Raw genomic sequence first — 14,723 nt, forward strand, 5'->3', positions numbered from 1 at the left:
GGCAGGGGCGTGACAGCCGGTGTCGAGCTCGTCACTTTTGTCGTGTCGATCACAGTTCTGCGAGTCGGTCGTCATCGTCACTGGCCTGAAAATCTCTATTCTCAATTCTAATTACCCCTTTAATTTCAGTGTCTTGCGAATTTTATTTCGCTCATCCCCGTTTTTGGTCTGATAAATGCTTTGTGGGTGAGCCGGCTGTATCGTCGCTGTGCGAGTGTGGGCCCCCCGGGGTTGGCACTTGGCCACGCCGGGCGATGTCAGTGCGGCAGTAACGAAACATTTAGGATCCCTCTCTATGAACAGCTTCGTGATTGCAGATCCCAGTCTTTGTATTGGGTGTCGTACCTGTGAGGTGGCCTGCGCCGTTTCACACCAGTCAACGTCCTGCACGGGTACCGTTGAGCGGGAGGGCGGCCTGCGTCTTGCCATCGAGGATGGACATCTGGTCTCCAAGGACAGCTATTTCCAGCCGCGCCTGAAGGTGATCGTCGGCAGCAAGGTGACCACGCCGGTGCTCTGCCGCCAGTGTGAAGACAAGCCGTGCGCCGTGGCCTGCCCCAACAATGCCATCGTGACCGAAGATGGTTGCGTCAAGGTGTTGCAGGAGCGCTGCATCGGCTGCAAATCCTGCGTGGTGGCCTGTCCTTACGGTGCCATGGCGGTGGTGGTGAAAGAGGTGGCGCCCGCTGCCGATGCGCTGTTCAAGCGCCCGCAGACCAAGGCGCAAGCTTTGAAGTGCGATCTCTGCCGTCACCGTGAAGCGGGCCCGGCTTGTGTCGAGGTGTGCCCGACCCAGGCGCTGCGTCTGGTGACGCCGGAGTCCCTCGGCGAGCTGAATCGCCAGAAGCAGCTGGCCAGTGCCGAGGCGATGGCGGTCTGCCAGCGCCAGCCGGTGTTGGCGCAAGGGTAATGCATCGGATGGTGCGCGCAGCCCCTTGCTGGCCGCCGCGTGCGCTCCTGTGCTGTCACCCTGATCAGCCATTTTCGTTAAAGGCCTTTTAGCGTTAACAGCCTTTTACCGTTAACAAACAAGAGTGTGAGTCATGAAAAAAGTCATTACCGTCTGCCCCTATTGCGGCACCGGTTGCAAGATCAACCTGCTGGTTGAAAACGACAAGGTGGTGGGGGCCGAAGGCGCCAACGGCCGGACCAACGAGGGGCAGCTCTGCCTCAAGGGCTATTACGGTTGGGATTTCTTGAACGACACCAACCTGCTGACCCCCCGTCTCAAGAGCCCGATGATCCGCCGCGAGCGCGGTGGCAAGCTCGAATCCGTCTCCTGGAATGAGGCGATCGACTTTGCCAGCAGCCGTCTGGCTGCCATCAAGGCGACCTACGGTGCCGACGCCATCATGACCACCGGCTCGGCCCGTGGCCCGGGTAACGAAGCCAACTATGTGATGCAGAAATTTGCCCGCGCAGTGCTGGGGACGAACAACGTCGACCACTGCGCGAGGGTGTGACACGCACCCTCAGTCTCCGGTCTGGAGACAACTGTAGGCAACGGCGCCATGAGCAACGCCATTCCCGAAATTCAAGAGACCAAGTGCCTGCTGGTGTTTGGTTACAACGCTGCTGACTCTCACCCCATCGTGGCCCGCCATATCCTCAAGGCGAAGGCAAACGGGGCCAAGGTGATTGTGTGTGATCCCCGCATGGTGGAGACCGCCCGCATCGCCGATCAGTGGCTGCCGCTCAAAAACGGTTCCAACATGGCGCTGGTTAACGCCTTCGCCAACGTGTTGATCAGTGAAGGGCTCTACAACAAGGAGTTCGTCGCCAACTACACCGAAGGGTTCGACACCTTCAAGGCGACGGTCGCTAAGTACACCCCGGAATATGTCGAGGGGATCACTGGCCTCAAGGCCGCCGATATCCGCGCCGCCATTCGCACCTACGCCGCGTCGCCTGCATCCATGATCCTGTGGGGCATGGGGGTGACCCAGTACGGTCAGGCGGTGGATGTGGTCAAGGGGCTGGCGGGTCTGGCGCTGCTGACCGGCAACTTCGGTCGCCGTGGCACCGGTTGCGGGCCGGTGCGTGGTCAGAACAACGTGCAGGGCACCTGCGACATGGGGATGCTGCCGCACCAGTTCCCGGGCTATCAGTCGGTGAGCGATCCCGCCATCAGCGCCAAGTTCGCCAAGGCGTGGGGCGTGCCGTCGCTTTCCCAGAAGCCTGGCTATCGTCTGACCGAGCTTGGCCACAAGGTGGAGGAGGGCAAGTGCAAGGCCTTCTACATCTTTGGTGAAGATCCGGCGCAGACTGAAGCCGACCTGGCCCAGTTCCGCCGCACTCTGGCGGGGATGGATCTGGTGATCGTGCAGGATATCTTCATGACCCAGACCGCCGAGATGGCGGATGTGATCCTGCCCGCCACCAGTTGGGGCGAGCACGAGGGGGTCTACAGCTCAGCGGATCGCGGCTTCCAGCGCTTCTACAAGGCGGTGACACCCCCTGAGAACGTGAAACCGGACTGGGCGATCTTCTCGCTGATGGCGACCGCCATGGGGTATCCCATGGAGTATCGCGACACCCAACAGATCTGGGATGAGATGCGTGCCCTTTGCCCGCTCTATGCCGGGGTCAGCTATGACAAGATGGCCGATCTCAAGAGCGTGCAGTGGCCTTGCCCGACCGAGGATCACCCGGGTACCAGCACCCTGTTCGAGGGGAATGTGTTCACCACCCCGAGTGGCAAGGGTCAGCTGATCGCCTCCGAGTGGCGGGCGCCGCTGGAGCAGCCCTGTGCGGAGTATCCGCTGGTACTCTCCACCGTGCGGGAGGTGGGGCACTACTCCTGCCGCTCCATGACCGGCAACTGCTCGGCGCTGCAAACCCTGGCCGATGAGCCCGGCTATGTGCAGATCCACCCGAGCGATGCACAAAAGCTGGGGGTGAAGGATCAGGCGCTGGTCTGGATCTCGTCACGGCGCGGCAAGGTGATCACCCGCGCCAACTACAACGAGCGGGTCAACGCCGGTGTGGTCTACATGACCTACCAGTGGTGGATCGGGGCCTGTAACGAGCTCACCATCGAGCACCTTGATCCGGTCTCCTACACCCCAGAGTACAAGTACTGTGCGGTGAAGATTGAGCGCATTGAAGGTCAGGCTGAGGCGGAAGTGTACGTCCAGACTGAATACAGCGCGCTCAAGGCGAAATTGCGCAACGCCGCCAAAGGGTAATCATCGTTAAATAAAGTGGATCCAGGCTCTGTTTACAGGGCCGGGATCCTCTCATCCTTTTTTCAGCTGGCAGGTGTCCACTATGAGCCGTGAATTAACTATCTCGTTCGGGATTTTTTATGTTTCAGCCTATTTGTTGGCCATGTTATTGGGGATGGGGTGTTACCTCTGGTACGGCGAATTGATATTCCTGCTGGGCTTTGGTTTCTTCGGCTGTTTTATCGCCGCGCGCATCGCCATGGGCGCCGTGCTGGCGGCCCTGAGCGTGCAGTTGGCCTGGCTTGTTGCCTTCCTCTCCACCACGCTGGTGAATAGCCTGCTGCTGGGCCTTTCCACTCTGGTGGTCTATTTGACTCATCAGGCGGTGTCGGTAGACATATCACAACATATCAGTTGGTTATTGGTGGCGTTTCAGTTGCTATCAGCTGGCTTTATTTACGGTGGACTCAAGTTCCATCCAGGAAATATTGGAAAATCAATTTTCGAACAAATCGGTAGTAAGGAGTCAAATATATGAAACGTATTGAAGAGCAAGCGCAGCTGCTGGATCTGGAGTATCAGGGCATCGCTCTGCTGTTTGACCAGTTTTGCCAGCGGGCGGGAACACTGGCCAAGCAATACAAGTTCTTCAATTGGCCCGATTACGAGGATACCCCGCCACTGTGTCGGGCTTTCACCCTGTTGGGGGAGATGCGCGAGCTCAGACTCTCTTGTCAGTCAGGTGAGCGGGGAGAACTCAACGGTATCATCCAGATCGTCGATGCAACCGGGCAGGTTCAGGCCAGTCAGGCTTATCGGGCCGATGGGCGTTTGCTGCAGGAGACGGGCCGATTTCTCGATAATCCACCCGAGCTGCTACTCAAATTGATGCTTGACGCCGTCTGGCAGCCCAACCCTGTCGCAGGGCAGCATCTCATCGCCAATGAGTGCCGCTGACAACATCAACTCGATGATGCCGATATGCACCCTGTTGCAGGGATGGCACGGGATCTCGTTAGCCAGAGGCGCTGTCATCGGGTTCGGGAGACGCAAGACCCGCATTCGGACGAAGGATGGCCCATTCCTGTCTGAATATCAGAGGGTTGGTGTTGTGCGGGCTCGTGACAACAGGTTGCTGAAAAACGACAGCTCACTGGCGATAACCGATCCGCGCTGAGTGGATCGGCGGATCAACGTGTGGAAGGTATCGACCCGCAGCCATGAGTCCGCTTATTTGCCCCCATGGTTGTATTGAAAATAGGGCTACCTTATGATTCAACGTTCAGCGCAATGCCATTTCAATGAGTGTTGATTTTTATTATTAAACGTTAATGGACAACGTGTTTTATTGTGACATCTGACGGAGCGCCCCGTCCTTGCTGATGTTTTGCCTGCATAGCTGTAACGTGAGACCAGAATGCTAAATGTGAGTGCCATTCCTCTGGACGAAATCTCCCCCATTTGGGACGACGGTTTCCTCCTGCTCTCCAAATCCCTCCTGTCGGCCGTGACGCTCGATGACTTTATCCACAAACTCAACAAGATAGATGCCAGCTTCGGCGGTGTGACCCAGGTCAACCTGATCCTCAATATGGGGGCGGACGAGGAGGCGATCTTCTACTTTATGGGCGCGATAGGCCCAACGCATCTGGTCTGCCCCAAGGCAGAGCTGCACGTCTCCCCCCGTCCGACCAAGGAAACCCCGGAACAGGCCATCATTCTCTCTGCCGCCCGCTTTGAGAATCGTTGCCCGGCCCTCGATGCCGAAGGGGTTTACGCGGGGCTGCGCTCCTACTGCCAGCTCCCTATTACTACTGCCCGCAGCCACCTTGGCGGCGTCGAGTTCATCAACAGCGAGCTTGACAGCTTCACCATGGAGACCCTGGCCAAGCTGACCCAGCTGGCCGCCATCATTGCCATTGCGCTGGAAAACGTGCTCGACAAGGAGCGCACCCTGGAGCAGGCCAACTCCCTGCGCCTTGAGCGCGACAGCTGCAAAATTCTGGTGGATGTGACCAATGCGGTGATCAAACTGGTGCGCATTGCCGAGCTGCCCAAGAGCCTGTTTACCATCTTGCAGCACCACTTCGGCATCAGCAGCTTGTGTCTGGCCGAGTACAACGCCACCTCCGACAGCTTCAAGAGCTATCTGGTCAATCAGCAGCAGAGCGAGCAGCCGGGCATCATCGATCACTCCTGCTTCGAGCAGAAGTGTCTGCAAGGGGCGCTCGGCCACAGCGAGCCGTTTTTCGTTTATCGCGAGCATGGCCATGGCTGCAGCAATCGCTGCCGCTTTACCTCCCAGATCCTGCCGCCCGAGGCGGACAGCTCCTGCATTCTGCCGCTGCGCTATCGGGGCAACCTGCTGGGGGTGTTGATCCTCTCCCACTCGAATGCGGACTTTTTTGCCGATATCGATATCTCCCTGCTGGAACAGGTGGCGGCGCGCACGGCGATTGCCATGAACAACGTGCAGGCGCAGCAGGAGATCTCCAACACCAACGGTGCCAAAGAGAAGACCATTCGCATCAACGAGCCGCAGATGCAGGGGGAGTTTCCCCACATCATTTATCAGAGCGCGGTGATGGAGAGCGTGCTGGAGAAGGTGCGGCTGGTGGCCGAGAGTGACAGCACCGTGCTGATCCTCGGCGAGACCGGCACCGGCAAGGAGCTGATCGCCCAGGCCATTCATCAATTCAGCATGCGAAACGACCATGAGATGGTGAAGGTGAACTGCGCCGCCATCCCCACCGGTCTTATCGAGAGCGATCTGTTTGGCCACGAGAAGGGGGCCTTCACCGGCGCCCTGACCCAGCGCATCGGTCGCTTCGAGCGGGCCCACAAGGGCACCCTGTTCCTCGACGAAGTGGGGGACATGCCGCTGGATCTGCAGCCCAAACTGCTGCGGGTGTTGCAGGAGCACGAGCTGGAGCGGGTGGGCAACAGCAACCCCATCGCGGTGGATGTGCGGCTGGTGGCGGCCACCAACTGCGATCTGCTCTCCATGGTCAAGAACAAGCGCTTTCGAAGCGACCTCTACTATCGCCTCAACGTCTTTCCCATCGAGTTGCCGCCCCTGCGGGAGCGGCGCGAGGACATTCCGCTACTGGTCAACTTCTTTATCAAGAAGATCGCCAAGCGGATGCGCCGCACCATCACCTCGATCCCCGCCGATGCCATGAAGATGCTGGTGTCGCTGCCGTGGTACGGCAATATCCGCGAGCTGGAGAACGTCATCGAGCGGGCTGTGGTGATGACCCGCGGCCATGTGCTCAACCTCTCGCCGGACGAGCTGATGCCGCTCAAGGGCTACCACAAGATTGAGACCCTGGTCTATGACGAGCCCGCCTCGCCACTGTTTGCCGACGAGGATCCGCAGGACGAGCGCGAGGCGATCATCGCCGCCCTGCGCGACTGCAACGGCATCGTCGCCGGTGACAGGGGGGCCGCCAACCGCCTTGGCATGAAGCGCACCACGCTGCTATCCAAAATGAAGCGGCTCGGCATCTCGGCTCGGGATCCCGAGATCATCGATGGGCTCACGCCATGAGGGGAGAGGTAAGTGAACTTGAGGCGCAGAGCGAGCTGGCACGTTGCGCCATCCACCGCGAGGTGGTGCACTACCGCGCCGATACATTGACCTGCGACAGCGAGATGGCGTTACCCTCCGAGACGCCGGTGGCGCTGGTCTATAACGGCATCGCCCACAGCGTGATGATGTGTTCAGCCTCCGATCTGGAGGATTTTGCCATCGGCTTCTCGCTCTCGGAGGGGATCATCGACAGCCTGCTCGATATCCACGACATCGAGCAGGCTGATGGCTGTCAGGGGATTGAGCTGCACATTACGTTGGCCAACCGCTGCGTCCATCGCCTCAAAGAGAAGCGGCGCACCCTAGCGGGTCGCACCGGTTGCGGCATCTGTGGCAGCGAGAGTCTGGATCAGGTGATCCGCACCCAGCCAAGGCTACCCGACAGCCAGCGTCTGGCGGTGGGCCATATCGACAAGGTGCTGACCGCGCTGCGCCCGCTCCAGCTGCTGGGCCAGCGCACCGGCGCCACCCATGCGGCGGTGCATCTTGATGGTGAGGGCAATATTCTCGCCATTCGCGAGGATGTGGGGCGCCATATTGCGCTGGACAAGCTGGTGGGCCATCTGTGCCGCACTGGTCGGCGGGATGGCGCCATTCTGGTGACCAGCCGCGCCAGCTTCGAGATGGTGCAAAAGTGCGCCAGCGCCGGGGTGGAGATCTTGCTGGCTATCTCTGCTGCCACCGAGCTCGCGGTCGAGCGGGCCGAGCAGACCGGACTGACGTTGGTGGGCTTTTGCCGCCCCGGGCGGGCCGAGATCTACAGCGGCTGTCAGCGTATCCTGCTCAAGTAACGGCAAGCGTGACCGCAAGGCCGCGAACCCGCTAAACGGGTCATAAAAACTGGCAATGAAAAAGGGCGGGGAGTGTGACTCCCCGCCCTTGTTGTCTCTGCTTCTGTGGCGGATTAGCGCGCCAGCAGGATGCGCAGCATGCGGCGCAGCGGCTCGGCGGCGCCCCACAGCAGCTGGTCACCCACGGTAAAGGCAGCCAGATACTCCGGGCCCATATTGAGTTTGCGCAGACGACCCACCGGAATGCTGAGGGTGCCGGTCACGGCCGCCGGGGTCAGCTCGCGGGCGGTGATGTCGCGATCGTTGGGGATCACTTTCACCCAGTCGTTGTGGGCAGCCAGCAGCGCTTCGATCTCCGCCAGCGGCACATCCTTTTTCAGCTTGATGGTGAACGCCTGGCTGTGGCAGCGTAGGGCGCCGATCCGCACACAGAGACCATCCACCGGAATGACGGCGTTTTCGATACCCAAAATCTTGTTGGTTTCGGCCTGACCCTTCCACTCTTCACGGCTCTGGCCGTTGTCGAGCTTGGTGTCGATCCAGGGGATGAGGCCACCGGCCAGCGGTACGCCGAAGTTGTCTACCGGCAGGGTGCCGGAGCGGGTCTTCTCGGTGATCTTGCGCTCGATGTCGAGGATGGCGGAGGCAGGGTCTGCCAGCTCGACCGCCACTTCGTCACGCAGCATCCCCATCTGGGTGACCAGCTCGCGCATATGGCGGGCACCGCCACCGGAGGCGGCTTGATAGGTGGCGACGCTCACCCACTCCACCAGATCGGCCTTGAACAGACCGCCGAGGGCCAGCAGCATCAGGCTGACGGTGCAGTTGCCGCCAACGAAGGTCTTGATGCCATCGTTCAGGGCCTGCTCAATCACATCGCCGTTGACCGGATCCAGAATGATGACGGCATCTTTCTCCATCCGCAGGGAGGAGGCTGCGTCAATCCAGTAACCCTGCCAGCCAGCGGCTTTCAGGCGGGGATAGACATCCTTGGTGTAGTCGCCGCCTTGGGCGGTGATGATGATATCCTGCTTGGCCAGCGCCGCGATATCGAAGGCGTCCTGCAGGGTACCGGCATCGACGCCGAAGTTGGGTGCGGCCTCACCGGCCTGGGAGGTGGTGAAGAATGTGGGTTGAATATGGGCGAAATCCTGCTCTTCCTGCATCCGGCTCATCAGAACCGATCCCACCATGCCACGCCAACCGACCAAACCTACTTTTTTCATATTGTCCTACCCTGGATTGCTGCTAAAGAAACTCGCGATGACACCCGTAACCTCTTGTCTGGCGACGCCTGTTTACAAGCGGTTTACAGGCCATTTAAAAAATATGCGCTGCGAAAAATGCGTCTATCCACATTACGGATTGTGGCGGCTTGCGCAAGTCGAATTGCGCAATATTCTGTGCCGTTTGCTGCATTAACCGGCAGGGACAGCGTAGCTGCGACAGGCGGGTGGGGGAGAGGTCAACATCAGATGAAAAGGCCACCGGTTATGGCGGTGGCCTGTCAATAAAGCGGCTGGCGTCAGTCGTCTCGCGTTTATCCGGGGGCGCAGTTGGCAAGTGAAACAGCCCGACAGCGTGGGCGCTTAGCCGTAACGGGCCAGGGTGAGCCCCTCGTCGCTGATGGCGGGATCGCTGCCGCTGATCAGATCGCACAACAGCTGACCCGAACCGGCCGCCATGGTCCAGCCCAATGTGCCATGGCCGGTATTGAGCCAGAGGCCGGGAATGGGGCTCGGCCCCACCAGCGGGGTGCCGTCCGGCGTCATGGGGCGCAGGCCGGTCCAGAACTCGGCCTTGCTGATATCGCCCCCCTCGGGGAAGAGATCGCCGACTACCATCGCCAGGGTGTCGTGGCGCCTCGGATTAAGGGCGAGGTTGTAGCCCGACAGTTCCGCCATGCCGCCGACCCGGATCCGCTCATCGAAACGGGTGATGGCCACCTTGTAGGTTTCATCGAGCACGGTGCTGCGCGGCGCGGCGTCGGCGTTGATCATCGGCAGGGTGAGGGAGTAGCCCTTGACCGGATAGACCGGCAGCTCCAGCCCGAGCGGACGCAGCAGCGGGCGCAGAAAACCGGTGCTATAGCTGCCGAGCGCACAGACGACGCCATCGGCACGGTAGCGCTGTTCGCTGGTGCGCACCGCCACGGCGCGGCCGCGGGCCTGCTCAATCTCGTCGATATCGCAGTTGAAGACGAACTTGACCCCGAGCTTCTCGGCTTCAAGGGCAAGGGCCTTGGTGAAGCGGAAACAGTCGCCGGTTTCGTCGCCGGGCAGGCGCAGGCCGCCGACGATTTTGCCGCGCACCCGTGCCAGCGCAGGCTCTGCCGCTTCGCAGCCGCTGGCATCGAGGGACTGGTAGGGGACGCCGTATTCCTCCAGCACCTCGATATCGCGCTGACTGGCATCGAGCTGGGATTGGCTGCGAAACAGCTGCAGGGTGCCGAGCTGGCGCCCTTCGTAATCGATACTCAACTCGTCGCGCAGCAGCTTCATGCAGTCACGGCTGTATTCGGCGAGGCGCACCATGCGGCCCTTGTTGGTGGCATAGGCGGTCGGGGTGCAGTTGGCGAGCATTCTGAGCATCCAGCGCAGCTGGAAGGGGTCGGCGGTGGGGCGCACGGTGAAGGGGGCATGCTTTTGCAGCATCCACTTGGCGGCCTTGAGGGGAATGCCGGGGGCCGCCCAGGGGGCCGCATAGCCGGGGGATATCTGCCCGGCGTTGGCATGGCTGGTTTCAAGGGCGACGCCCCCCTGCCGCTCCAGCAGGGTCACCTTGTGACCCGCTTTGGCCAGATACCAGGCGCTGGTTACCCCAATCACGCCGCCACCGAGAACCACTATCTCCATATCGTCTTTCCTTAGACTCGTTTTTATGATGTTTGGTTGATGGAACCCTTGATGTGGCCACCACCTTAATCAGCCGCCACAGGATATTCAACTGGTGTCGACAGGATTGGGATCTCCATCTGCTTGTGGTGGGAATGGTGGTATTAGGTGCGATGAATGAGCTTGTTCCTAGCGAAAGGCGCGGGTGGCCACTTTGTGAGCAGGCGCACAGCTAGCCGGTATGCCCCTTGTGTCGCCGAACCGCCCCCGCTAACGTGGCGAAGCTGCCAGTTGGCAGTGTGCATCGTGCTGGCGTGGTAACCACGATGGGTTGCCAGCGACACTATTTACAGCCAATCAGTTGCAACCAATATGGAGGGGAGTGATGCCAGTCATGACAGCTACGCCCCGGGCAGCTTGCCTGCTCGCCCACTGGTATACCCGAGATCCCATTCTCACCTTCGACTTTCCTCACCGCTGAAAGGCGGCATCCGCCACTCGAGAAAACCAGCCGGACGACCCTGATCGCCCCGGTCCCGTTACCTGTCCATTTTTCACGAGCACTGGCCCCGCGCCGGTGAGGAGTCTTATATGCGTCGTATACCCGAGCCGTTTCGTATCAAGATGGTTGAACCCATCAAACAGACCACTGGCGCCGAGCGCCGCGTCGCCCTCGAGGCCGCGGGCTGGAACCCCTTCCTGCTGCTGGCCGAAGATGTCTATATCGATCTGCTGACCGACAGCGGCACCGGTGCCATGTCCGATCGGCAGTGGGCTGGCATCATGATGGGGGACGAGGCCTATGCGGGTAGCCGCAACTTCGTCGAGCTGGAGCGCGCAGTGCGTGAGATTTTCGGCTATCAGCATGTGATGCCCACCCACCAGGGGCGCGGGGCGGAGCAGATCCTCTTCCCCGAGCTGGTCAAGCGCTGCAAGGGCAAGGCGCCGGTCTTTATCTCCAACTACCACTTCGACACCACCAAGGCCCATGTGGAGTTGGCTGGCGCCCGGGCCATCAATCTGCTCACCTCGAAAGCCCTCGACACCACGGCCCCTTATGCCTGGAAGGGGGATTTTGATCTCGGCCGCCTGAGCGACACCATCGAGACCCTGGGAGCTGACAACGTGGCCGGTGTCATCATCACGGTCACCTGCAATAGCGCCGGTGGCCAGCCGGTCTCCATGGCCAATATGGAGGCGGTGGCCGAGCTGGCCCGTCGCCACCATATTCCGGTGGTGATCGACGCCGCCCGTTTTGCCGAGAACGCCTGGTTTATCAAGGAGCGCGACCCGGCCTATGCCAAGTGCAGCATCAAGGAGATAGTGCGCCAGATGTTTGCGCTGGGGGACATCTTCACCATGTCGGCCAAGAAGGACGGGCTGGTCAATATCGGGGGTCTGTGCTGCTTCAAGGCGGATCTCGACCTGTTCCGTGCGGTGCAGGTGCGCTGCGTGGCGATGGAGGGGTTCGTCACCTATGGCGGCCTTGCGGGGCGGGACATGGCGGCGCTTGCCATCGGTCTGCGGGAGGGGATGGATGAGGAGTATCTCACCTACCGTATCAGTCAGGTGGCCTATCTGGGTGAGCGGCTGGCCGAGGCTGGCATCCCCATCCAGACCCCCACCGGCGGTCATGCAGTGTTTGTGGATGCCAAAAAGCTGCTGCCCCATATTCCGGCCGAGCAGTTTCCTGCCCATGCGCTCGCCTGCGAGCTCTATCTGGAAGGGGGCGTGCGCGGGGTGGAGATTGGCTCCCTGTTGCTGGGGCGTGATCCCGCCACTGGCAAGCAGGAGGCGGCGGACTTCGAGCTGTTGCGCCTCACCATTCCGCGCCGGGTCTACACCCGGGATCACATGGACTATGTGGCCGACTGCCTGATCGCGGTGAAAGAGCGGGCAAGCGACATTCGCGGGCTCACCTTTGACTACGAGCCGCCGCTGCTGCGCCACTTTACCGCGCGGCTCAAGCCGGTCTGATCAGCCGCAGGCTTGATGGGGTGATCGACTGAGCCCACCAGTAAAGACAAATGGCAAATTCCTGTAAAAAAGCCCCCGCACCGTGGTGCGGGGGCTTAAGGTGATTGTGGCTTTTGCTGCTGTGTCATGGAGGGGGCCACTGTGTGGCGCTGACGTATGAGACGTATAAAGGGGAGCCGGAGCTCCCCTTTGTTGTGTTGGTTCGGATGGTGTTGGCTAGAACCAGAAGCCGATGATAAAGGAGCCCGCCAGGGTCAGCATCACGTTGGCCACCGCATAGGTACCGGCATAGCCGAGCGCCGGAATGGAGCTGTTGGCTGCCTCGTTGACCACATCCATCGCCGGGGCACAGGTACGGGCACCTGTGATGGCACCTAGCAGCAGCGCCGGGTTCATCTTCAGTACCCAGACCCCGAACAGATAGCCCACCAGCACCGGCAAGGTGGTCACCAGCATGCCGGAGAAGAGCACCACCACACCCACCTCACTGAGGTGATCGAGGATGCCGCCACCGGCTTTCAGACCCGTGCTCACCATAAAGACCGCAAGACCGAGATCCTTGGCCAGCCGCAGGGCGCCGGGCGGCACATAGCCCACCGTCGGGTGGTTGGCCCGCAGGTAGCCCATCAAAATGCCCGCCAGCAGCAGGCCGACGGCATTGCCGAGGCCAAATTCGATCTGACCGAACACCAGCGAGACGGAGCCGATCAGCAGGCCGAGCACGAAGAAGGTGGTGAAGGCCACCAGATCGGTGGTCTGACTGTGGATGCTGATAAAGCCGATCTTGTTGGCCAGCAGTTTGACCCGCTGCTTCTCGCCACTGATCTGCAACACGTCGCCTTTTTGCAGCATGATGTTGCGATCGAACGGCATCTCGATCTGGGAGCGCACTACCCGGTTGAGGAAGCACCCTTTCTCGGTGAGGTTGAGCTCCACCAGATGGCGGCCCACCACGGAGTCGTTCTTTACCACGATCTCTTCGGTGACGATCTGCAGGTCGAGCAGGTTGCGATCAAACACCTCTTTACCGTTGCGATAGTTGACGTCCAGCTTCTCGTGGCTCTCGGGATAGCCCACCAGGGCGATCTCGTCCCCTTCCTGAATGACGGCGTCGCCGTCGGGGCTGGCCAGAATACCGTTGCGGCGGATCCGCTCCACATAGCAGCCGGTGTGGGGATAGATGCCGGTCTCCCGCAGGGTACGGCCACCAATCCAGGCCGCCAGCTCGGGGCCTACCCGATAGGCGCGGATGATGGGCAGATAGGTCTTGCGACTCTCGCTGTCGGAGAGACCCCGCTCGCGGGCGATTTTTTGCGCCTCGGTATTGAGGTCGAGGCGGGCCAGCGAGGGGAGGTAGCGTACCACCAGCATCAGGCCCACCAGACCGACCAGATAGGTCAGGGCGTAGCCGATGCCCATGTTGTCGAGCACCGCCTGCATGTCGGTCTGATGGGGGAGGTTGAGCAGGCCGCTGCGCAAGGCATCCTGAGCACCCACCAACGCAGGCGTGGAGGTGAGGGAACCCGCCAGGATCCCCGCGGCCATGCCCGGCCCCAGATTGAAGAACTTGGCCAGCCCCACCGTCAGCAGCAGGGCGGTCAGCAAGATCACCAGGGTCAGGGTGATGTAGTGGATACCGTCGCGCAGGAAGACGCTGAAGAAGTGAGGGCCCGCCTCGATCCCCACACAGAAGATGAACAGCATAAAGCCGACGTTTTCAGTGGTGGCAGCAAATTCGAAGCCCATCTGGCCGAACAGCAGGGCAGTGAACAACACGCCGATGGTGTTGCCAATTTGAAAGTTGCCAAGACGAACTTTGCCCAGCAGCAGGCCGAAGGCCAGTACCACGAACAGCAGCAGGGAGTCGCTTTGATGTAGCAGTGTCACGAAATCTATGGTCATGCCCGGAAAAACCGAGGAAAAAGTGGGGTCGATATTGTGCCGGATCTCTCCCCAATAAAGAAGCGCAAGGGGACGATTAATCGGACGTTATCAGACGCTATTTGCGGATCAGACGGCGGGATAGGGAGACAACCGGATGAAATCTGGCAATTTTTGCTGTGACCGCCCTTGTCAATTAGTGAAATATGCTGCCTGCAACGGAAGCCGTTTGGTGACGGGCGCTATTTTAGATTCTGCTGTATAGCCGGTCATCGGCGATCAGTTTCAGCAGATTCAACCGATGGCTGCTATCGGGGGTAAACGGTCAATTTACACTGACGTTTGCCCGCTCGCACACGGGGAAAGGGCTGGCAAAAAGATATCTCTGGAAAGTGTCAATAGAGCCTGTTTTCCGCCCGTCGCGGAGGGGGCGGAAAAAAGCATAAAATCAGGTTGGCCAGCAAAATGGACCCCCACTGGC

10 protein-coding genes are annotated in these 14,723 nt (G+C 60.4%); 7 read left to right on the forward strand and 3 right to left on the reverse strand.

All coding sequences use genetic code 11. From position 1 onward, the window contains the following. Positions 1-295 precede the first annotated feature (295 nt). The 6 genes from LD28_RS0109085 (at position 296) to fdhD (ending at position 7,550) form a co-directional block, all read left to right on the forward strand. The gene (locus LD28_RS0109085; protein ID WP_033136657.1) at positions 296-910 is read left to right on the forward strand and encodes a 4Fe-4S dicluster domain-containing protein; all 615 of its coding nucleotides are present in this window, start codon (positions 296-298) and stop codon (positions 908-910) included. A gap of 133 nt (positions 911-1,043) precedes the next feature. Then, complete coding sequence (gene fdhF, locus LD28_RS0109095) at positions 1,044-3,188, forward strand: formate dehydrogenase subunit alpha (protein WP_081959484.1); 2,145 nt, start codon at positions 1,044-1,046, stop codon at positions 3,186-3,188. 82 nt (positions 3,189-3,270) lie between these two features. Then, positions 3,271-3,705 (forward strand): hypothetical protein, encoded by a 435-nt coding sequence (locus LD28_RS0109100; protein ID WP_050514285.1) that lies wholly within the window; start codon positions 3,271-3,273, stop codon positions 3,703-3,705. After that, on the forward strand, positions 3,702-4,124 hold the full coding sequence (locus LD28_RS0109105; protein ID WP_033136660.1) for a protein-tyrosine phosphatase family protein: 423 nt from the start codon (positions 3,702-3,704) through the stop codon (positions 4,122-4,124). The genes LD28_RS0109100 and LD28_RS0109105 overlap by 4 nt, the downstream gene beginning before the upstream one ends. Before the next feature lie 460 nt (positions 4,125-4,584). Next, on the forward strand, positions 4,585-6,717 hold the full coding sequence (locus tag LD28_RS0109115) for a sigma 54-interacting transcriptional regulator (RefSeq protein WP_033136662.1): 2,133 nt from the start codon (positions 4,585-4,587) through the stop codon (positions 6,715-6,717). Next, on the forward strand, positions 6,714-7,550 hold the full coding sequence (gene fdhD, locus LD28_RS0109120; protein WP_033136663.1) for a formate dehydrogenase accessory sulfurtransferase FdhD: 837 nt from the start codon (positions 6,714-6,716) through the stop codon (positions 7,548-7,550). The genes LD28_RS0109115 and fdhD overlap by 4 nt, the downstream gene beginning before the upstream one ends. Positions 7,551-7,663: 113 nt before the next feature. Here fdhD and asd read toward each other — a convergent pair whose 3' ends face one another. Both asd and LD28_RS0109130 read right to left on the reverse strand, forming a co-directional pair. Continuing rightward, positions 7,664-8,776 (reverse strand): aspartate-semialdehyde dehydrogenase, encoded by a 1,113-nt coding sequence (gene asd, locus LD28_RS0109125; protein WP_033112620.1) that lies wholly within the window; start codon positions 8,774-8,776, stop codon positions 7,664-7,666. Between the two features lie 363 nt (positions 8,777-9,139). Beyond that, the gene (locus LD28_RS0109130; RefSeq protein WP_338151470.1) at positions 9,140-10,432 is read right to left on the reverse strand and encodes a D-amino acid dehydrogenase; all 1,293 of its coding nucleotides are present in this window, start codon (positions 10,430-10,432) and stop codon (positions 9,140-9,142) included. Positions 10,433-10,975: 543 nt separating this feature from the next. Here LD28_RS0109130 and LD28_RS0109135 point away from each other — a divergent pair. After that, positions 10,976-12,361, forward strand: coding sequence for a tryptophanase (locus tag LD28_RS0109135; protein WP_033136665.1), 1,386 nt, complete (start codon positions 10,976-10,978; stop codon positions 12,359-12,361). A gap of 216 nt (positions 12,362-12,577) precedes the next feature. On the opposite strand, the gene LD28_RS0109140 is transcribed toward LD28_RS0109135, so the two are convergent. Beyond that, positions 12,578-14,263: an aspartate:alanine antiporter gene (locus tag LD28_RS0109140; RefSeq protein WP_033136666.1), complete on the reverse strand. Its 1,686-nt coding sequence runs from the start codon at positions 14,261-14,263 to the stop codon at positions 12,578-12,580. Positions 14,264-14,723: the final 460 nt, after the last annotated feature.

The organism is Aeromonas finlandensis, assembly GCF_000764645.1.
In the GTDB taxonomy this organism is placed as follows: domain Bacteria; phylum Pseudomonadota; class Gammaproteobacteria; order Enterobacterales; family Aeromonadaceae; genus Aeromonas; species Aeromonas finlandensis.